General features: G+C 60.2%; 15 protein-coding genes. 12 read left to right on the top strand and 3 right to left on the bottom strand.

What is annotated here, in order from left to right:
- The first annotated feature begins 36 nt into the window (after positions 1-36).
- Together ACQZ5K_RS15190 and ACQZ5K_RS15195 are read left to right on the top strand one after the other, a co-directional pair.
- On the top strand, positions 37-2,268 hold the full coding sequence (locus tag ACQZ5K_RS15190) for an ABC transporter permease (RefSeq protein ID WP_448740729.1): 2,232 nt from the start codon (positions 37-39) through the stop codon (positions 2,266-2,268).
- Positions 2,265-3,326, top strand: coding sequence for an ABC transporter ATP-binding protein (locus ACQZ5K_RS15195; RefSeq protein ID WP_004433151.1), 1,062 nt, complete (start codon positions 2,265-2,267; stop codon positions 3,324-3,326). Before ACQZ5K_RS15190 ends, ACQZ5K_RS15195 begins: the two co-directional genes overlap by 4 nt.
- Positions 3,327-3,401: 75 nt before the next feature.
- Here the strand turns inward: ACQZ5K_RS15195 and ACQZ5K_RS15200 are convergent, their stop codons facing one another.
- Positions 3,402-5,438, bottom strand: coding sequence for an oxidoreductase (locus tag ACQZ5K_RS15200; protein WP_448740730.1), 2,037 nt, complete (start codon positions 5,436-5,438; stop codon positions 3,402-3,404).
- Positions 5,439-5,579: 141 nt separating this feature from the next.
- Between ACQZ5K_RS15200 and ACQZ5K_RS15205 the strand changes: the two genes are divergently transcribed.
- From ACQZ5K_RS15205 to ACQZ5K_RS15220, 4 genes are all read left to right on the top strand, one after another.
- The gene (locus tag ACQZ5K_RS15205; RefSeq protein ID WP_448740731.1) at positions 5,580-6,221 is read left to right on the top strand and encodes a TetR/AcrR family transcriptional regulator; all 642 of its coding nucleotides are present in this window, start codon (positions 5,580-5,582) and stop codon (positions 6,219-6,221) included.
- Between the two features lie 161 nt (positions 6,222-6,382).
- Positions 6,383-7,057, top strand: coding sequence for a response regulator transcription factor (locus ACQZ5K_RS15210; RefSeq protein WP_059755161.1), 675 nt, complete (start codon positions 6,383-6,385; stop codon positions 7,055-7,057).
- A gap of 35 nt (positions 7,058-7,092) precedes the next feature.
- On the top strand, positions 7,093-8,490 hold the full coding sequence (locus tag ACQZ5K_RS15215; protein WP_448740732.1) for a sensor histidine kinase: 1,398 nt from the start codon (positions 7,093-7,095) through the stop codon (positions 8,488-8,490).
- A gap of 288 nt (positions 8,491-8,778) precedes the next feature.
- Entirely contained in the window at positions 8,779-9,408 is a 630-nt protein-coding gene (locus tag ACQZ5K_RS15220; protein ID WP_448740733.1) for an outer membrane protein, read from the top strand.
- Between the two features lie 132 nt (positions 9,409-9,540).
- Here the strand turns inward: ACQZ5K_RS15220 and ACQZ5K_RS15225 are convergent, their stop codons facing one another.
- Positions 9,541-9,930, bottom strand: coding sequence for a hypothetical protein (locus tag ACQZ5K_RS15225; protein WP_004433166.1), 390 nt, complete (start codon positions 9,928-9,930; stop codon positions 9,541-9,543).
- Positions 9,931-10,368: 438 nt separating this feature from the next.
- On the opposite strand from ACQZ5K_RS15225, the gene irrA reads away from it, so the two are divergent.
- The 4 genes from irrA (at position 10,369) to ACQZ5K_RS15245 (ending at position 12,676) form a co-directional block, all read left to right on the top strand.
- Positions 10,369-10,905, top strand: a complete 537-nt coding sequence (irrA, locus tag ACQZ5K_RS15230) for an iron response transcriptional regulator IrrA (RefSeq protein WP_448740734.1) — start codon at positions 10,369-10,371, stop codon at positions 10,903-10,905.
- 197 nt (positions 10,906-11,102) lie between these two features.
- On the top strand, positions 11,103-11,642 hold the full coding sequence (locus tag ACQZ5K_RS15235; protein ID WP_269829893.1) for a peroxiredoxin: 540 nt from the start codon (positions 11,103-11,105) through the stop codon (positions 11,640-11,642).
- 13 nt (positions 11,643-11,655) lie between these two features.
- Positions 11,656-12,228 (top strand): hypothetical protein, encoded by a 573-nt coding sequence (locus ACQZ5K_RS15240; protein ID WP_448740735.1) that lies wholly within the window; start codon positions 11,656-11,658, stop codon positions 12,226-12,228.
- Between the two features lie 40 nt (positions 12,229-12,268).
- Positions 12,269-12,676, top strand: a complete 408-nt coding sequence (locus ACQZ5K_RS15245) for a pyridoxamine 5'-phosphate oxidase family protein (RefSeq protein ID WP_448740736.1) — start codon at positions 12,269-12,271, stop codon at positions 12,674-12,676.
- A gap of 51 nt (positions 12,677-12,727) precedes the next feature.
- On the opposite strand, the gene ACQZ5K_RS15250 is transcribed toward ACQZ5K_RS15245, so the two are convergent.
- Positions 12,728-13,159, bottom strand: coding sequence for a MarR family winged helix-turn-helix transcriptional regulator (locus ACQZ5K_RS15250; RefSeq protein WP_448740737.1), 432 nt, complete (start codon positions 13,157-13,159; stop codon positions 12,728-12,730).
- A 206-nt stretch (positions 13,160-13,365) separates the two neighbouring features.
- Between ACQZ5K_RS15250 and graD the strand changes: the two genes are divergently transcribed.
- Positions 13,366-13,905, top strand: a complete 540-nt coding sequence (gene graD / locus ACQZ5K_RS15255; protein ID WP_020810141.1) for an FADH(2)-dependent resorcinol hydroxylase reductase component — start codon at positions 13,366-13,368, stop codon at positions 13,903-13,905.
- A 79-nt stretch (positions 13,906-13,984) separates the two neighbouring features.
- Positions 13,985-15,214, top strand: coding sequence for an FADH(2)-dependent resorcinol hydroxylase oxygenase component (gene graA, locus ACQZ5K_RS15260; RefSeq protein ID WP_004433172.1), 1,230 nt, complete (start codon positions 13,985-13,987; stop codon positions 15,212-15,214).
- Positions 15,215-15,233 lie beyond the last annotated feature (19 nt).

The raw sequence follows: 15,233 nt of genomic DNA on the forward strand, positions 1-15,233 counted from the left end.
CACTCTTTCATCGGCATGAAACAAGCGAGGTCGGCCATGACACGTGGCAATCGCAGGCTGGACATCGTCCTGGCGCTCGGGGCTTTTGCCCTCATTCTTCTTCCCTGGTATCGCATCGAAGGCGGCTTTTTCAGCTTCCGCTGGCTTTCCGGATTTTTCTCGTCCGCCAGCAATGCGCCCGGCGTGCTGCAAATATTGTCCTATGGAAAACCATGGCTCGTCGGCGTTGTCCTCTTCTTCCTCGCTGCATGCCTTGTCCGGTCCATCCGTGATCCGATGCGGCGCGGCGGGCTGCTTGCCGTCATCGGCGCTGCCGGGCTCGTTTTCCTCGCCTTGCAGGGGCTGGCCATCGGCTTTACCGGCTGGAGCTGGACGGTGAGCGAAAACCTCTTCGGCATGCTTGCCGATGGCCAACCTTCCATGGGTGCCGGTGCCGTCGTCATGTCGTTCGTCTTCGTACTGCTTTTCGCCTTTGGGCTTGCCGAACGCGGCGTCATGAAAGGCGACGCCTTCGTCGTCGGCGCCATTTCCGTTCTGGTTTTCCTCGTCACGGTTTTTGTCTTCTATCCGATCGGCAGCATGCTGGTCGCCTCCGTTCAGGATTTCGATGGCTCCTTCAATGCCGATGGCTTCATCCGCAATATTCAGGATCCCGGCATCTGGAGCCTTGGCTGCGTGGCGGGCGAAGAGCGTTGCGGCGTTGCCTGGCGGACGCTATTTCTGGCGCTGATGACCGCTTTTGGTTCGACCGTGCTCGGTCTCGGCTTTGCGCTGATCGCCACCCGTACGCGCTTTCCCTTCAAGAAGGGCCTGCGGCTTCTGACGGTTCTGCCGATCATCACACCGCCTTTTGTCATCGGCCTTGCCCTGACGCTGCTTTTCGGCCGCGCCGGTGTCGTCACCGAATGGCTTTCCTATCTCTTCGGCATCGAACCGGGTCGCTGGCTTTATGGCATGACCGGCATCTGGATCGCGCAGGTCCTTTCCTTCACGCCCATCTCGTTCCTGGTGCTGATCGGCGTGGTCGAAGGTGTCAGCCCGTCGATGGAAGAGGCATCGCAGACGCTGCGCGCCGACCGCTGGCGCACCTTCTGGCGGGTATCGCTGCCGCTGATGAAACCCGGTCTCGCGAATGCCTTCCTCATCGGCTTTATCGAGAGCATGGCGGATTTCGGCAATCCGCTGGTGCTTGGCGGCACGCATGGCGTGCTGTCGACGGAAATCTTCTTTGCCGTCGTCGGTTCGCAGAACGACCCGTCCCGCGCTGCGGTTCTGGCGATCATCCTGCTGTGCTTCACGCTTTCGGCCTTCCTAGCCCAGCGCTTCTGGCTGACAGGCAAGAATTTTGCGACGGTGACGGGCAAGGGCGACAGCGGCGCGCATATCGCCCTGCCGCGCGGCTTGTCCATCGGCGTCCACGCCGTCGTGGTGCCGTGGATGGTCTTCACCATCGTTGTTTATGGCATGATCCTTGTTGGCGGTTTCGTGAAGACATGGGGTCTCGACAATTCCCTGACCCTAGACCACTACGTCCGCGCTTTTTCCATCAGCTTTTCCAATGGCTCGATTGCCTGGACCGGCGTTGCTTGGAACTCGTTCTGGACGACCATGAAGATCGCACTGGTTTCGGCACCGCTGACCGCCGCCGTCGGTCTTTTGACCGCCTATATCATCGTGCGGCAGAAATTTGCCGGGCGAAACCTGTTCGAATTCGCGCTGATGATGAGCTTTGCCATTCCCGGCACGGTCATCGGCGTCAGCTACATCATGGCCTTCAACCTGCCGCCGGTGGAAATGACCGGCTCGGCGCTGATCCTGATCGCCTGCTTCGTGTTCCGCAACATGCCGGTCGGCGTGCGCGGCGGCATTGCGGCGATGAGCCAGCTGGACAAGAGCCTCGACGAGGCCTCGCTGACGCTGCGGGCCAATAGTTTCCGGACCATCCGCAAGGTCATCCTGCCGCTCTTGAGGCCCGCAATCACGGCCGCACTGGTCTATTCCTTCGTGCGCGCCATCACCTCCATCAGCGCCGTCATCTTCCTCGTCAGCGCCGAATACAACATGGCGACCTCCTATATCGTCGGCCTTGTCGAGAACGGTGAATATGGGGTGGCGATTGCCTATTCCTCCATGCTGATCGTGGTGATGATCACCGTCATCACAGGCTTCCAGCTCATTGTTGGCGAGCGTCGCCTGCGGCGCGAAAACCGCGTCGCCGGCCTGCCCTCCGCTTCCTCCGTTCCTCTCGCTCAGGAGAAAACCGCATGATTTCCGTAAAACCCGGCTCCGTCACCTTTCAGAATGTCCGCAAGACCTTCGGCGCCTTCACCGCCATTCCCGACCTGTCGCTCACCATCGAGCCCGGCACGCTGGTCACCCTGCTCGGTCCCTCCGGCTGCGGCAAGACGACGACGCTGCGCATGCTGGCGGGCCTCGAGCATCCGACCTCGGGCCGCATCCTCATCGGCGACAAGGATGTGACCATGCTGCCCGCCAATGAGCGCGATGTCTCGATGGTCTTCCAGTCCTATGCGCTTTTCCCGCATATGACGGCGCTCGACAATGTCGCCTATGGCCTGCAATCCTCCGGACTGCGCAAGGCGGAAGCGCGGGAAAAGGCGGAAGAGGGCCTGAAGCTCGTCGGCCTTGCCGGCATGGGCCATCGCCTGCCTGCCGAACTTTCCGGCGGTCAGCAGCAGCGCGTCGCGGTCGCGCGCGCTCTCGTGCTCGAGCCGCAGGTGCTGCTGCTGGACGAGCCGCTTTCCAACCTCGATGCCCGCCTTCGCCGTCGGGTCCGCACCGAAATCCGCGAATTGCAGCAGCGGCTGGGTTTCACCGCGGTTTACGTGACGCATGATCAGGATGAGGCGCTGGCGGTTTCCGACCGGATCATCGTGATGAAGGACGGCGAAATCGCCCAGTCTGGTGCGCCACGCGATCTCTACGAGGCTCCGGCCTCCGCCTTCATCGCCGATTTCATGGGTGAGGCGAATGTCGTCGGTTGCGAGGTCATTGGCGTTGAGGGCGCCGATGCGCTGATCCGCGTCGGGGGGATCGATCATCGGGTCGCGGCCCGCAACGCCCGGCCGGGTCCCGCCGAGCTTGCGGTCCGCCCCGGCTCGATTTCCATCGGACAACCGGGCGGGCCGGGGCTTGCCGGACGGGTGCTGCACAGCGCCTATCTCGGCGGTCACGTCGAATATGAGGTGGAAACCGATATCGGTACGCTTTTCATTGTCGACCATGCCGTTGAGACCAGCCTGCCGGCGGCGAGCGATGTGACGCTGGGGTTCAAGAACCGGGGCATTGCCTTGATTCAGGCCTGAAGCCGCTGCCGATCCCGCATTCGTGTCGCGACAGAGGCAGATTTGGTCTGCCTCTGTCTGTCGGGAACGCAGGTCTCAAATATCCTTTGCCAGACGAAGCGCATCGTAGATCGCCGCATGGGTATTGCGCGCGGCGACCGCATCGCCGATCCGGAAGAGCCGGTAGGCGCCTTCCGGGTTGCGCTCGACCGCTTGGGCGGCTCCCGCAAGCAGGGCGTCGTAGGAGATTTCTCCGAGGTTTTTCGAACCGGGCTTGAGTTCGAAATAAAGGTCATCCAGTGGGACCGTGCCATGGTTGACGACGATCTGGTCGACGGTTCTCGATTTCGTCACGCCGCCATAATCGCTGCCGACATGGGCGACAAGCTGGTTGCCGTTTCTTTCCGCCGCTTCCAGCCGGTAGGTAACGGTGAAGGTGACATCGCGTTTCTGCAGCGAGCGCATATAGGGAACGAGGTTCATCGCCATGACTTCCGGGGCGAAGGCGCGGTCGGGCGTCATGATCTCCACTTTCGCCCCGGCTTTTGCGAGACATTCGGCGGCTTGCAGACCGGCATGATCGCCGGCATCGTCGAAAACCAGCACATTCGTTCCCGGCTTGACGTCTCCTGAAATGATATCCCATGCCGAGACGACGAGATCATTGCCGCTGGAAAGCACATCGGTATGCGGCAAGCCGCCGGTGGCGATGATGACCACGTCAGGGTTTTCCGAAAGAACCGTGTCCGCTTCGGCCCAGTTGTTGAAATGAAAGGTGACGCCCAGCCTCTCGCACTGGCTCATGCGCCAGTCGATGATGCTGATCATTTCACGGCGGCGTTCGCTTTGCGCCGTCAGCCGGATCTGGCCGCCGGGATTGTTGGCGGCCTCGAACACGACGACCTCATGGCCGCGTTCGGCACAGACGCGCGCGGCCTCGAGCCCGGCAGGACCGGCGCCGACGATCACCACCTTCCGGCGTTCCGCCGCTTTGGGTATCTCGTGCGGCATGGTTTCCTCACGACCCGTTGCCGCATTGTGAATGCAGAAGGCGAGACCGCCCTGATAGATGCGGTCGAGACAATAATTGGCGCCCACGCAGGGGCGAATATCGTCCTCGCGTTTTTCCATGATCTTGCGCACGATATGCGGATCGGTCATGTGGGCGCGGGTCATGCCCACCATGTCCACCTTGCCGGCGGCGATGGCGTGGCGGGCGGTGGCGACATCGGGGATCTTGGCGGCGTGGAATGTCGGGAAGCTGGTCGCGGCGCGGATTTCACCGGCGAAATCGAGATGCGGCGCATTGGCCATGCCCTGAATGGGGATGACGTCGGTCAGGCCCGGGTCGGTGTCGATATGGCCCCTGATGACATTGAGATAATCGATCAGGCCGCTGTCCTGCAGGCGTCTGGCGATTTCGATGCCCTCTGCCTTTCCGGTGCCGCCCTCAAGACATTCGTCGGCGGTATAGCGAACGCCGAGGATGAAATCGTCGCCCACGCGTTCGCGCATCGCCCTGAAAACGTCGAGACAGAAGCGCATGCGGTTTTCAAGCGGGCCGCCATAGGGGCCGTCCAGTTCGTTGGTCAGCGGCGAGACGAACTGGTCGATCAGATGGCCATAGGCTTCCAGCTCCACCCCGTCCATTCCGCCTGCCTTCATGCGTTCGGCGGCGTCGGCGAAGTCCTTGATGATGCGCTCGATATCCCAGTCCTCGATCTTCTTGGGAAAAGCCCGATGCGCCGCTTCGCGGTGATGGGATGGCGCAAGGATCGGCAGCCAGTCGCCCTTGTCCCAGCGGGTGCGGCGGCCGAGATGCGTGAGCTGGATCATGATAGCCGCACCCTCTTCATGCACGGCGTCGGTCATTTCCCGGATCCACGGGACGATTTCGTCCTTGTAGGCGAGCAGATTGTTGAAGACGGGCGGGCTGTCCCTGGAGACGGCGGCGGAACCGGCCGTCATCGTGAGCGCGACGCCGCCCTTCGCCCGCTCCACCGTGTAGGCGCGGTAACGCCCCTTCGGCATGCCGTCTTCGGGATAAGCGGGTTCGTGCGAGGTGACGATGATGCGGTTGCGCAGGGTGAGGTGTTTTAACTGGTAGGGCTGAAGAAGGGGATCACTGGACATAGCCTGCTCCAAAAGGGTTTCTGTCTCAAGGCTAAGCGTGAATGTACACTTGTGTCAATTTACAAAACACAATTGTCTTTCCTTTTGACATGGGTGTACATCCCGCTTGTCGCGAAGAGACCGATTTGCTACGAACGCGTCATGGAAGCGACATTAAACGACACCGGCTGGCGTGGATCGCAGGAGGGGTGGCTTGAGGCCGCCTATCAGGCTTTGCTGGAGTCGGGCGTGGATTCCGTCAAAATCCTGCCATTGGCGAAAAAGCTAAATCTGTCGCGCACGAGCTTCTACTGGTTCTTCAAGGACCGGGAGGAATTGCTGGCCGCGCTTGTCGCCCGCTGGCGGGAAAAAAATACCGGAAGCATCGTCCGGCAGTCGGAGGCCTATGCCGAGACGCTGGCCGAAGCCATGCTGAATGTTTTCGATTGCTGGCTGGATCCCGCGCTTTTCGACAGCAGATTTGAATTCGCCGTTCGAAGCTGGGCCCTTCAGTCCGATGAGATTCTTGCGGAGGTTCGCAAGGCCGACGAGATGAGAATGGTGGCGCTTGCACGCATGTTCGTGCGGTTCGGCCACAATGAAAACACGGCGGATGTGCGTGCCCGGACCACCTATCTGGTGCAGATCGGCTACATTTCCATGCAGTCCGAGGAAGATGTAGCGGTGCGGATGCAGAGGATTCCGGACTATATCGCCATCTATACCGGTGAGATGCCGCAGCGGCGTGAGCTTGACCGGTTTTATGCGAGACACGGGTACAGGCCTGCAACGGCGCAACCGTGACATTTCCGGAGTGACGTCAGCGCGAAAACGCACGCAATGCCGTCGGATTATGTGCTGTAAGGTGGTAGAAGACGATTTGTCTGCTCGCCCTCCTGCAATGTAGCTGCAACATTTTTCGACCAGTGGTGGGGATGGCAAGAATCCATCTCCGGGGGAAGTCATTGCGAATCTTGCTTCTTGAGGATGAACCCGAAATGGCGCGCGCGCTTCTAGAAGCCCTGCGCCGGCGCGATGTGCTTGCCGATCATGTCAGCACCATCAGCGATGCTGACGCCCTTGCGCGGGACGGGTCTTACGATGTTCTGGTTCTGGATCGCCGCCTTCCCGATGGCGAGGGGCTGAACCTGGTGGCTTCGCTTCGCCGGAGCAGGCATTCCGTGCCGATCCTTGTTCTGACGGCGCTTGGAAGTGTCGATCACCGTGTCGACGGGCTCGATGCCGGAGCGGATGATTATCTTGCCAAGCCCTTTGCAATCGAGGAGCTGCTCGCTCGCCTCAGGGCTCTCCACAGACGCGGCCCTTCTCTTTCTGACAAATATGCGCATTTCGGAAATCTGAGCATCGATCCGCGCAGCAATGAAGTCAGCATTGCCGGCTCCATCATCGAGTTGCGGCGTCGGGAATATCTGGTGCTTGAAGCGCTGATGCGGCGTCCGAACCGCATCGTCACGCGGTCGAACCTGATCGAGGCGGTCTATACGCTCGATGACGAGATCGAGTCCAACGCTCTCGATGCGCACATTTCCCGGATCAGGAAGAAGCTGGCGCAGGCTGACGCCACCGTGGAGATAAGGGCCGTGCGGAATATCGGTTATCTCATCCGGTTGAAGACATGAGACAGGAGCGCAATCGATCGCTGCGATGGGGGCTGATGAAGCGCCTTTTCGCATTGCAGGCGTTCCTGCTCGTCCTTTTCGTCATCCTTCTCATCGGCTGGATATGGACCATCGATCCACGGCTCGAAGGTGCGAATGAAGAGGCTGCCCGTATCGTTGCGGAGAGCGTGACGAAGGACGGACAGGGCAGGCCGCAACTGTCGGTGACGCCGGAGCTGGCGGAGCTGAAACGGCGCTATCCGAATCTCTGGTTTGTGGTGCGCGACGCCAATGACATCGTATTGCAATATGGCGCTGTCCCGGAGCCTGCCCTGTCGGCGGTATTTCCCCGGAGTTTTGACCGTGCGCGTCTGGAGGCGGCCGGAACGCTCCGCGCCACCGTTGAAAACCGCGATACAGCCGCCGGGCGGCTTCAGTTCATCGCCGGGACGGAGGAAGGAATTCCCAATGACGGTCTGAGTATCTGGATCAATGTTCAGCTGGATCTGGAAAAGGATGCCGAGGGCGCCATCCGCTGGCTGACCGTGCTGCCGGCGCTGGGTTTCATCATCCTCATCGCCGTCGTGCCCATGCTGATCCTGACGGGCATCGCGACACTGCTCGTGACCCCGCGGGCGGTCGGCCGCTCTTTGAGCGGGCTGATGGAAACCGTCAAACAGGCGCAGTCCATCGATTTCGAGAACCGGTCCGAGCGTATCGACCGTTCGAAAGTTCCCCTTGAAATCATCCCGCTGGTGGATGCCTTCAACGTCGCGCTGTCGAGGCTCGATGACGGGTATAATCGCCGCAACCGCTTTCTCGCCGATGCGGCGCATGAGCTGCGGACGCCGATCGCAATCGTACGCACCAGAGCTGACCTCTTGCCCGATGACGCGCTGAGCCGTCAGATCAGGGCCGATATCGACCGCTTGACCCGCGTTGCGCACCAGCTGCTGGAAATGCAGGCGGTGGGTGCGGTGAAACTGCCGGCGGAGCCGCGCGATCTCAATAAGCTTGTCGAGCGCATCGCAACAGACCTTGCCCCGATTGCAATGGATGCCGGATATGAATTCGATTTCGAGCCAAGCGCGGATGCGGCCATCTTTACGGTGCAGGCATCGATTATCGAGATGGCGGTCGTCAACCTCCTGCGCAATGCAATCGATCATGCGGGCGGCAGAGGCGCAATCACGATCCGGGTCGACCCGGCAGGTGCGATTGAGGTCCGTGATGAAGGGCCGGGCATCCCGGTTTCCGAACGCGAGCAGGTATTCGAGCCGTTTCATCGGATCAACACCAACTCGCCCGGAGCCGGCCTTGGGTTAAATCTGGTCCAGAAGGCAGCGGAGCTTCATTGCGGCCGTGTCTTGTTCCTCGATCTCGATCCCGGTTTTTGTGTTCGGCTCGAAATTCGCTCGATCTCCTCAAAAGGCATTGCGGCTGGCACCGTTTAGCTGATGAGATTCTCGAGTGCCCGAACGAGCTCCGATGACGAAATTACTTGCGATTTGGTTAAGGAAATTCCTCTAACTTGTTTAAATAAATAAATTATTTTGAATAATGCGCGCTCCATGCAATGCAAGCGCAATTCTCGCTGGGAAAATCCCCTTATCTGCTGAACGCATCCGCACGTCATGTCGGCCGGCGCAGCAGACAAACGGGAGCCGGTTTCCGGTTCTTCAACGCGAACTGAAACTTGGCTGCGCCGGAAGAAGGCGCATCGGTTTCGTCTGGAGTCATTCATGTCGATCATCAAGAAATCGCTTATCGCCGCGACCGTCGCTGTTGCGGTTGCAGGCAATGCCTATTCCGCCGATCTTACGAACTATAATACGCAGCAGTCCTTTGATTATGGCAATCAGCCGGCCTTCTCCTGGGGCGGGGCCTATGTCGGTGTGCATGGTGGCGTCGCTTCCCCGAAATTCAACCCATTGGCCAGCGGCCGCGGCCTGACGGGCGGTGTTCAGGCCGGTTATAATTTCCAGTTCGGCTCGGGTGTGCTCGGCGCGGAACTCGAAGGTTCCTATCTCGGAAATGAGGCGCGTGTGCCCAACGGCCGGTTGCGGGAGCGTTTCCGCGGCGCGGCCAAGATGAAGGCCGGTGTGGCGCTCGACCAGACGCTGATTTACGGCACCGCCGGCCTGACCACGACAAAGTTCAAGGACGGAAACGGCGTGACAGGTCCCGATGGCTGGAAACAGGGCTATCTGGTCGGGGCAGGCGTCGAACAGAGTTTCGGCGGCGGCCTGTCGGCGAAGTTCGAATATAATTATGTGAGCACCGGAAATGTGGCCACGACGACCGCCAGCGGCAAATCGAAAACCGATGTCAGCGATCATGTCATCAAGGCCGGCCTGAATTATCGCTTCTGATCGGCCCTTCCCATGACAGATTCCAGGGAGAATTTTCAAAAGAACGCCGCCGCTTTCGGTCTGGAAGCGGCGGTGAAAAAGGGCGGGGCGCGGCACATGGGGAACCGGGCTGCAATTTGAAACCCGTAACGGTCATTCGCATTCGAGCGAAGGTTGCCGGAAGCTCGTAACATACCATTCGCTCCCTGAATTGCGGGTGTAGAAGGTATAGAAGCAATCGATGCGCTCGATATAGGCCGGCGTTTCGGACACTTCGTAACGTTCGCCACGCCGTGTTGTCCGCACTTCGCCACTCGACGATCCGGCGACAGCCTGCGTCTTGTTTTTCCGCCATTGATAGGCCTGCTGGCCGGGACCCAGACTGTAGATATTGTCCGGCGGCCCATAGTCCAGCATCACGCTGGTTATGGGCGCGCCGATATAGCTTTTCATGACAGTCGAGGCGCAGGCCGTGAGCAGTATCGATGCGCCGGCGATAAGGAAGATTGCTGCCGGGACTGCAAGGGACGATCTGTTGGACATGGAAGTTCCTTTCTGCGGTGACCTTCGCAGGGATAGGAACCGGTTATTGCAAGTACATTGCACGGGAAAAGCGGGGCGAGGCGGTGGCATCCGCTGAAAGCGGCGATGTCCGAATTGCCGGTATCGGAGGCCGGCGATGTTGCGGCCGATATGTGTCGACAAGCCATTTCGACATCCTGGGACAGCGCAGGTTTCGTCGTTCAGGAAGCCATCCTTCATCTTTTGCAGTTAAGAATCATTTGCAATAAGGATTGACGTTGGTTTTATTTCCCATATTCTGCTGTTGCGAATGAGTTGCAATTTCGGTTTCCGGGCGAGTTCAGATGATCGATGTCGAATGGGTCGCTGCGAATGGGTTTATCTGCACGGCGGAGGCGGATGATCCGGCCGGGATCGCAGTTTCTTCCCGCAATTTATCCCTTTCGATCGGATGTCCAGATGCTCTTTGTTCCTGATGAAACCCGCAAACGCTTCCGCACCGAGGAAGCGATGATGCGAACGCGGGCAGCGCTGAAACGGGTCGGCCTGCGTCCAACCCGTCAGCGAATCGTGCTTGGCGGGCTTATTTTCCGGGAAGAGCACAGGCATTTCACGGCCGACGATCTGCATCGTGAGACCATTGCGACAGGAACGCGGCTGTCGCTGGCGACGGTCTATAATACGCTCAACCAGTTTGCCGAGGCGGGTTTCGTTCGCAGGGTCTGCATCGAGGGCGGGCGGACCTATTTCGACACCGATACCGCCAATCACCAGCATTTCTATGTCGAGGCGGAGGATCGGATCATCGATATTCCCGCCGACCGGATCAGTCTGGGAATGCTGCCCGAACCGCCGGAAGGATATGCCATCGACAAGGTGGATATTCTGCTTCGTCTTGTGCGTCTGGAGCCGGAGAAACAGGCTACTCGAGGGTGCGGTTCCGCATGTCGCGATGAGCCTGAACGCCGGGGATTGAGGGATGGAAACCTGAAATGACGACCTTCTGGGGAGCCGCCCGCGCCTGTGCGCCGGGCGCGCGTTCAAACCCGTTCATCGTCTCATAGCCCCGGCGCAGTCGGCGTCCGCTTTGTGAAAGCCGTCACAGATTTTGGAAATTGCGGCCCGCCTTTCCGGATGGAGGCGGAATGAGCCGCCTTGTCTCGTCCGGCAAACGGCAATGAAAGGAAATCCAAATGCTTACCATTGGTGCAAGACTGCCCGCATTCGACCTCCAGGCGGTTGTCTCCACTGATCCGGCCAATGCTTTTATGCGCATCAGCGACACGAGCAGCGCCGGCAAGTGGAAGGTCATCTTCTTCTGGCCAAAGGACTTCACATTCGTCTGCCCGACCGAAATCGCGGCTTTCGGCAAGCTCAACCCGGAATTCGCAGATCGCGACGCGGTCGTCTACGGTGTCTCGACCGACAGTGAATTTGTCCACCTCGCCTGGCGGCAGAACCACGCGGATCTCAAAGAATTGCCAATCCCCATGCTATCGGACATCAAGCGTGAGTTGAGCGCGGCTTTCGGCGTGCTGCATCCCGTGGAAGGCGTTGCGCTGCGCGCCACCTTCATCATCGATCCTGAAGGCATCATTCGCTTCGTCACGGTCAACGATCTCGGCGTCGGGCGCAATCCGCAGGAAGTGCTGCGGGTGCTCGATGCGCTTCAGACCGACCAATTGTGCCCATGCAACTGGCAGAAGGGCGACGACGTCCTGAAGGCCGCATAAGCGAGGGTCGAGCATGAAACAGGTTTCAATCCCAGGCGGAACGCAGGCCTTTGCCGCATCGCGTTCGCGAGACTTCGTCGTCATCGATGGCGGCGACCGATATTGGAAGAGGCTGACCGAACGGGCCAATATGGCCTATTCGCAAGGGGAAATTTCGCTTGCGCGCGGCATCTATGGCGATGCGCTGGCGGAGGGGGAGCGGCTGTTTACCGCCGCTCTCGAAAAGCCCTGCCACTATCCAGCGCCGGTCATCTACAACGTCTCATGCCATAATCTTGCGGAACTGGAGAATGGTGAGGGCAACCAACAGGAGGCGGAAGGGCTTTACCGGAGAGCTTACGAGCGGCTTCTTGAGGCCGCCCGGTCATCTTCCTCGCCGATGGCGATGCGGGTCGCCTGCGTGCAGCATCTCAAACAGGCTCTCGCAGCCCTTGCACATCATCTCCGGTCGCGGGGGCGTGACGACGGGGTGATCGACCGTGCGGTTCAGGAGGCATATGGCACAGCCTTTGCGGTCTTCCGCGCGGCCCGCCATGCCGAGCAGGCGGGCGACGATTGCCCGCATTGCCCGATCATTCCGTCATGACGATGAAAGCCCACTCTCAAACACATTAGGATAATGCAACGTGAATACGCTAGACGATACGATGAAATCTTTTCTCGCCAAACAGCTGCCGATCCAGTCGACGGTCAGCAAGGACGGCTTGCCGGACATCGGGCCGAAGCGCTCGCTCAGGGTCTATGACGACAGGACGCTGATCTACAATGAGAATACCGGCGGTCAAACGCTGCAGAACATCCGTGACGGCTCGAAGATCGCCGTCGCGGTCATAGACCGGGAAGCGCTCGACGGATATCGCTTCGTCGGCCGGCCGGAGATTTTCACCGACGGGGCCCCGTTTCAGAATGCCCTGGGTTTCGCCGGCAAGGCGGGAATGAAAGAACCCAAATGCGCCGTGCTTATCCACCTGGAGGCGATTTATACGCTGCGGTCCGGCCCTGATGCGGGCAAGAAACTCTCAAATCCCGAATAGGCGGAAACCTCTGCCGATCATAACGGTCCGCATTTTTCAAATGCGGGCCGTCTAGAGGCCGGCAATGTTCCGGCCGATATGGCGCAGTATGCTTTTGAAGAGTTTTACTTCGGTCGGGTCGAGGCCCTCGATCGCGGTTTTTTCGAACATGGCGGCGATGGGCATGAGTTCATCGGCCAGTTCCTCGCCCTTCGGGGTGAGGGTGATGCGCACGATGCGCGCATTGTCGAGCGGCCGCTCGCGGCTGACGAGGTTACGCCGTACCATCAGCCCCACAAGCCGGGACAGCGTGGAAATCTCCACCGACACCATGTCCGAAAGCTCGGTCAGCGTCTTGCTCTCCTGCTGCCTCAGCGTCGCCAGCACGCGATACATCGGCAGGGTGATGTCATAGGAGGCCAGTCTTACCGAAAAGCGCTCGCCAAGCCGAACGCCCACCCAGTTGAGCAGGTAGGGTACCGAATCGGTGAATTGATAGGACACGAGCAAATCCCCGTTTGAGAACCATCTGCGCAGATGCTGATGTGCGCCTATCGGCTGTACCGGCACAATCCATCCGTTTCAATAGCTTCGCCCCATAAGACGGGGGAATGCGGCGTTCTGCCTTTCACAAAAAATGACGAAAAACATTTGCATTGACAAATGTTGCAAACGCAAATAAATAAGAATGCAGGATTTGGGAGGATCTCATGACATCAGCATTGTTTGGCCTGAGCAGCCTTGCGCCTGAAGGCGTCGGTCAGAATTTCCGTTCAACGATGCGTCGTTTCCCGGCGACTGTGACGGTTATCACGGCCTGTGCTTCGGGTGATCAGCGCGATCACGGCATGACGGTCACGGCCGTCACTTCGGTCTCGATGGAGCCGCCGTCCCTGCTGGTTTGCCTGAACAATCGCACCCTGCTGCATGAACTGCTGCTGTGCCGGCCCGATTTCATCGTCAATGTGCTGACGCAGGATCAGATTGCCCTGTCGGATGCCTTCAGCGGCAAGGTGTCGCCGGAAGAGCGTTTCCGCGATGGTCAATGGCAGCGCCACGACAATGGCGTTCTCTATCTGCCCACGGCCCATGCCGCCATCGCCTGCCGTCGGGTCGCGGCGATGCCTTACGGAACCCATACCGTCTTCATCGGGCAGGTTGTTTCGGCCGATGTCAGCGAGACGACACGGCCGCTGCTCTACGAAAACGCCCAATATTGCGCCGCAAGCCCCGCGAGCCTGCCCGCCTGATCATTGCCGCCCAGACAATCCCGGCGGGATAACCTCCGGCCAGCAACATCCGGCCAGTAACGTCCGGAAGGAGACAATCATGAACGATATGAGCCATGCGCCGCTGCCGGCGCAAACGAACCCGCGTGCCCGCCTCGCAAGCCGCGTTACCGGCATAGCCGATCTTTTCCGGGCGAGCGCCAGACAGACGGAGGAGGCCCGGCGCGTTCCGGCCAGCCACATCGAGGCGCTTCGCGGCATCGGTTATTTCGATATCGTCAAACCCCGCGCCTTCGGCGGCAAGGGCGGCGATTTCGCTGAACTGGTCGAGGCCAATATCGAGCTTTCGGCCGCCTGTGCGTCGACCGGCTGGGTCGCCGGCCTGCTGTCGGCCCATCAATGGCTGCTGGCGATGTTTCCGGAAGAGGCGCAGGCCGATGTCTGGGGCGAAAACCCCGATGCACTGCTGTGCGGTTCCTATGCGCCGGTAAAGATGGCGGAGCTCGCCGATGGCGGTTACCGCCTCAGCGGCAAATGGGCTTTCGCCTCGGGCTGCGAAAACGCGCAATGGTCCCTCTGCGCCGCCATCCTGCCGCCGCAGGGTGAAGGCAAGCCGGTTCCGGCCTTCCTGCTCGTTCCCGCCGGGCAATATGTGGTCGAAGACACCTGGCACGTGGTCGGCCTCGCCGGCACGGGTTCCAAGACGCTCGTTCTCGACGATGTCGTCGTTCCCAAACACCGGGTTCTGACCTTTCCTGACGCCACCAGCGGAAAGACGCCCGGCGGACACTATTATGCGGAGGAAGGCCTGTTCAACATGCCGCTTCTGACCGGCATTCCCTCCTGTCTCGCGGCGGCCGGCGTCGGCGCGGCCAGGGGCGCGCTTGCCGCCTATGTCGATCACGTCGGCGGTCGGGTGACGCGCGGTGCCGTGGCGGGCGGCAATAATCGCATGGCCGAATTTCCGACCATCCAGCTGCGTGTCGCGGAAGCTGCCGCAAGCGTCGATGCGGCTTGCGAAATATTGCTGCGCGATGTTGCCCGCGCACAGGCGCTCTCGCAGGCAAGGATTGAAGGCCGGGCGGAATTTACGGTGGATGACCGTCTTCTCAGCCGTCGCGGTCAGTCCTTTGCGGTGTCTCTCGCCCTGCGCGCCGTGCAGGCGCTCAACGATTCCACCGGCGGCGTCGGGCTCGATCTTTCCAACCCGGTGCAGCGGGCTTGGCGGGATGCGAATGCAGTCGGCCGTCATATCAGCATGAACTGGGACGCCGTGGGCACCATGATCGGCCAGAGCATGCTCGGGCTGGAACCCAAGGGCCAATATTGATCGCCTCTCAGGCGGCAAA

Source organism: Agrobacterium sp. 22-226-1 (assembly GCF_053522345.1).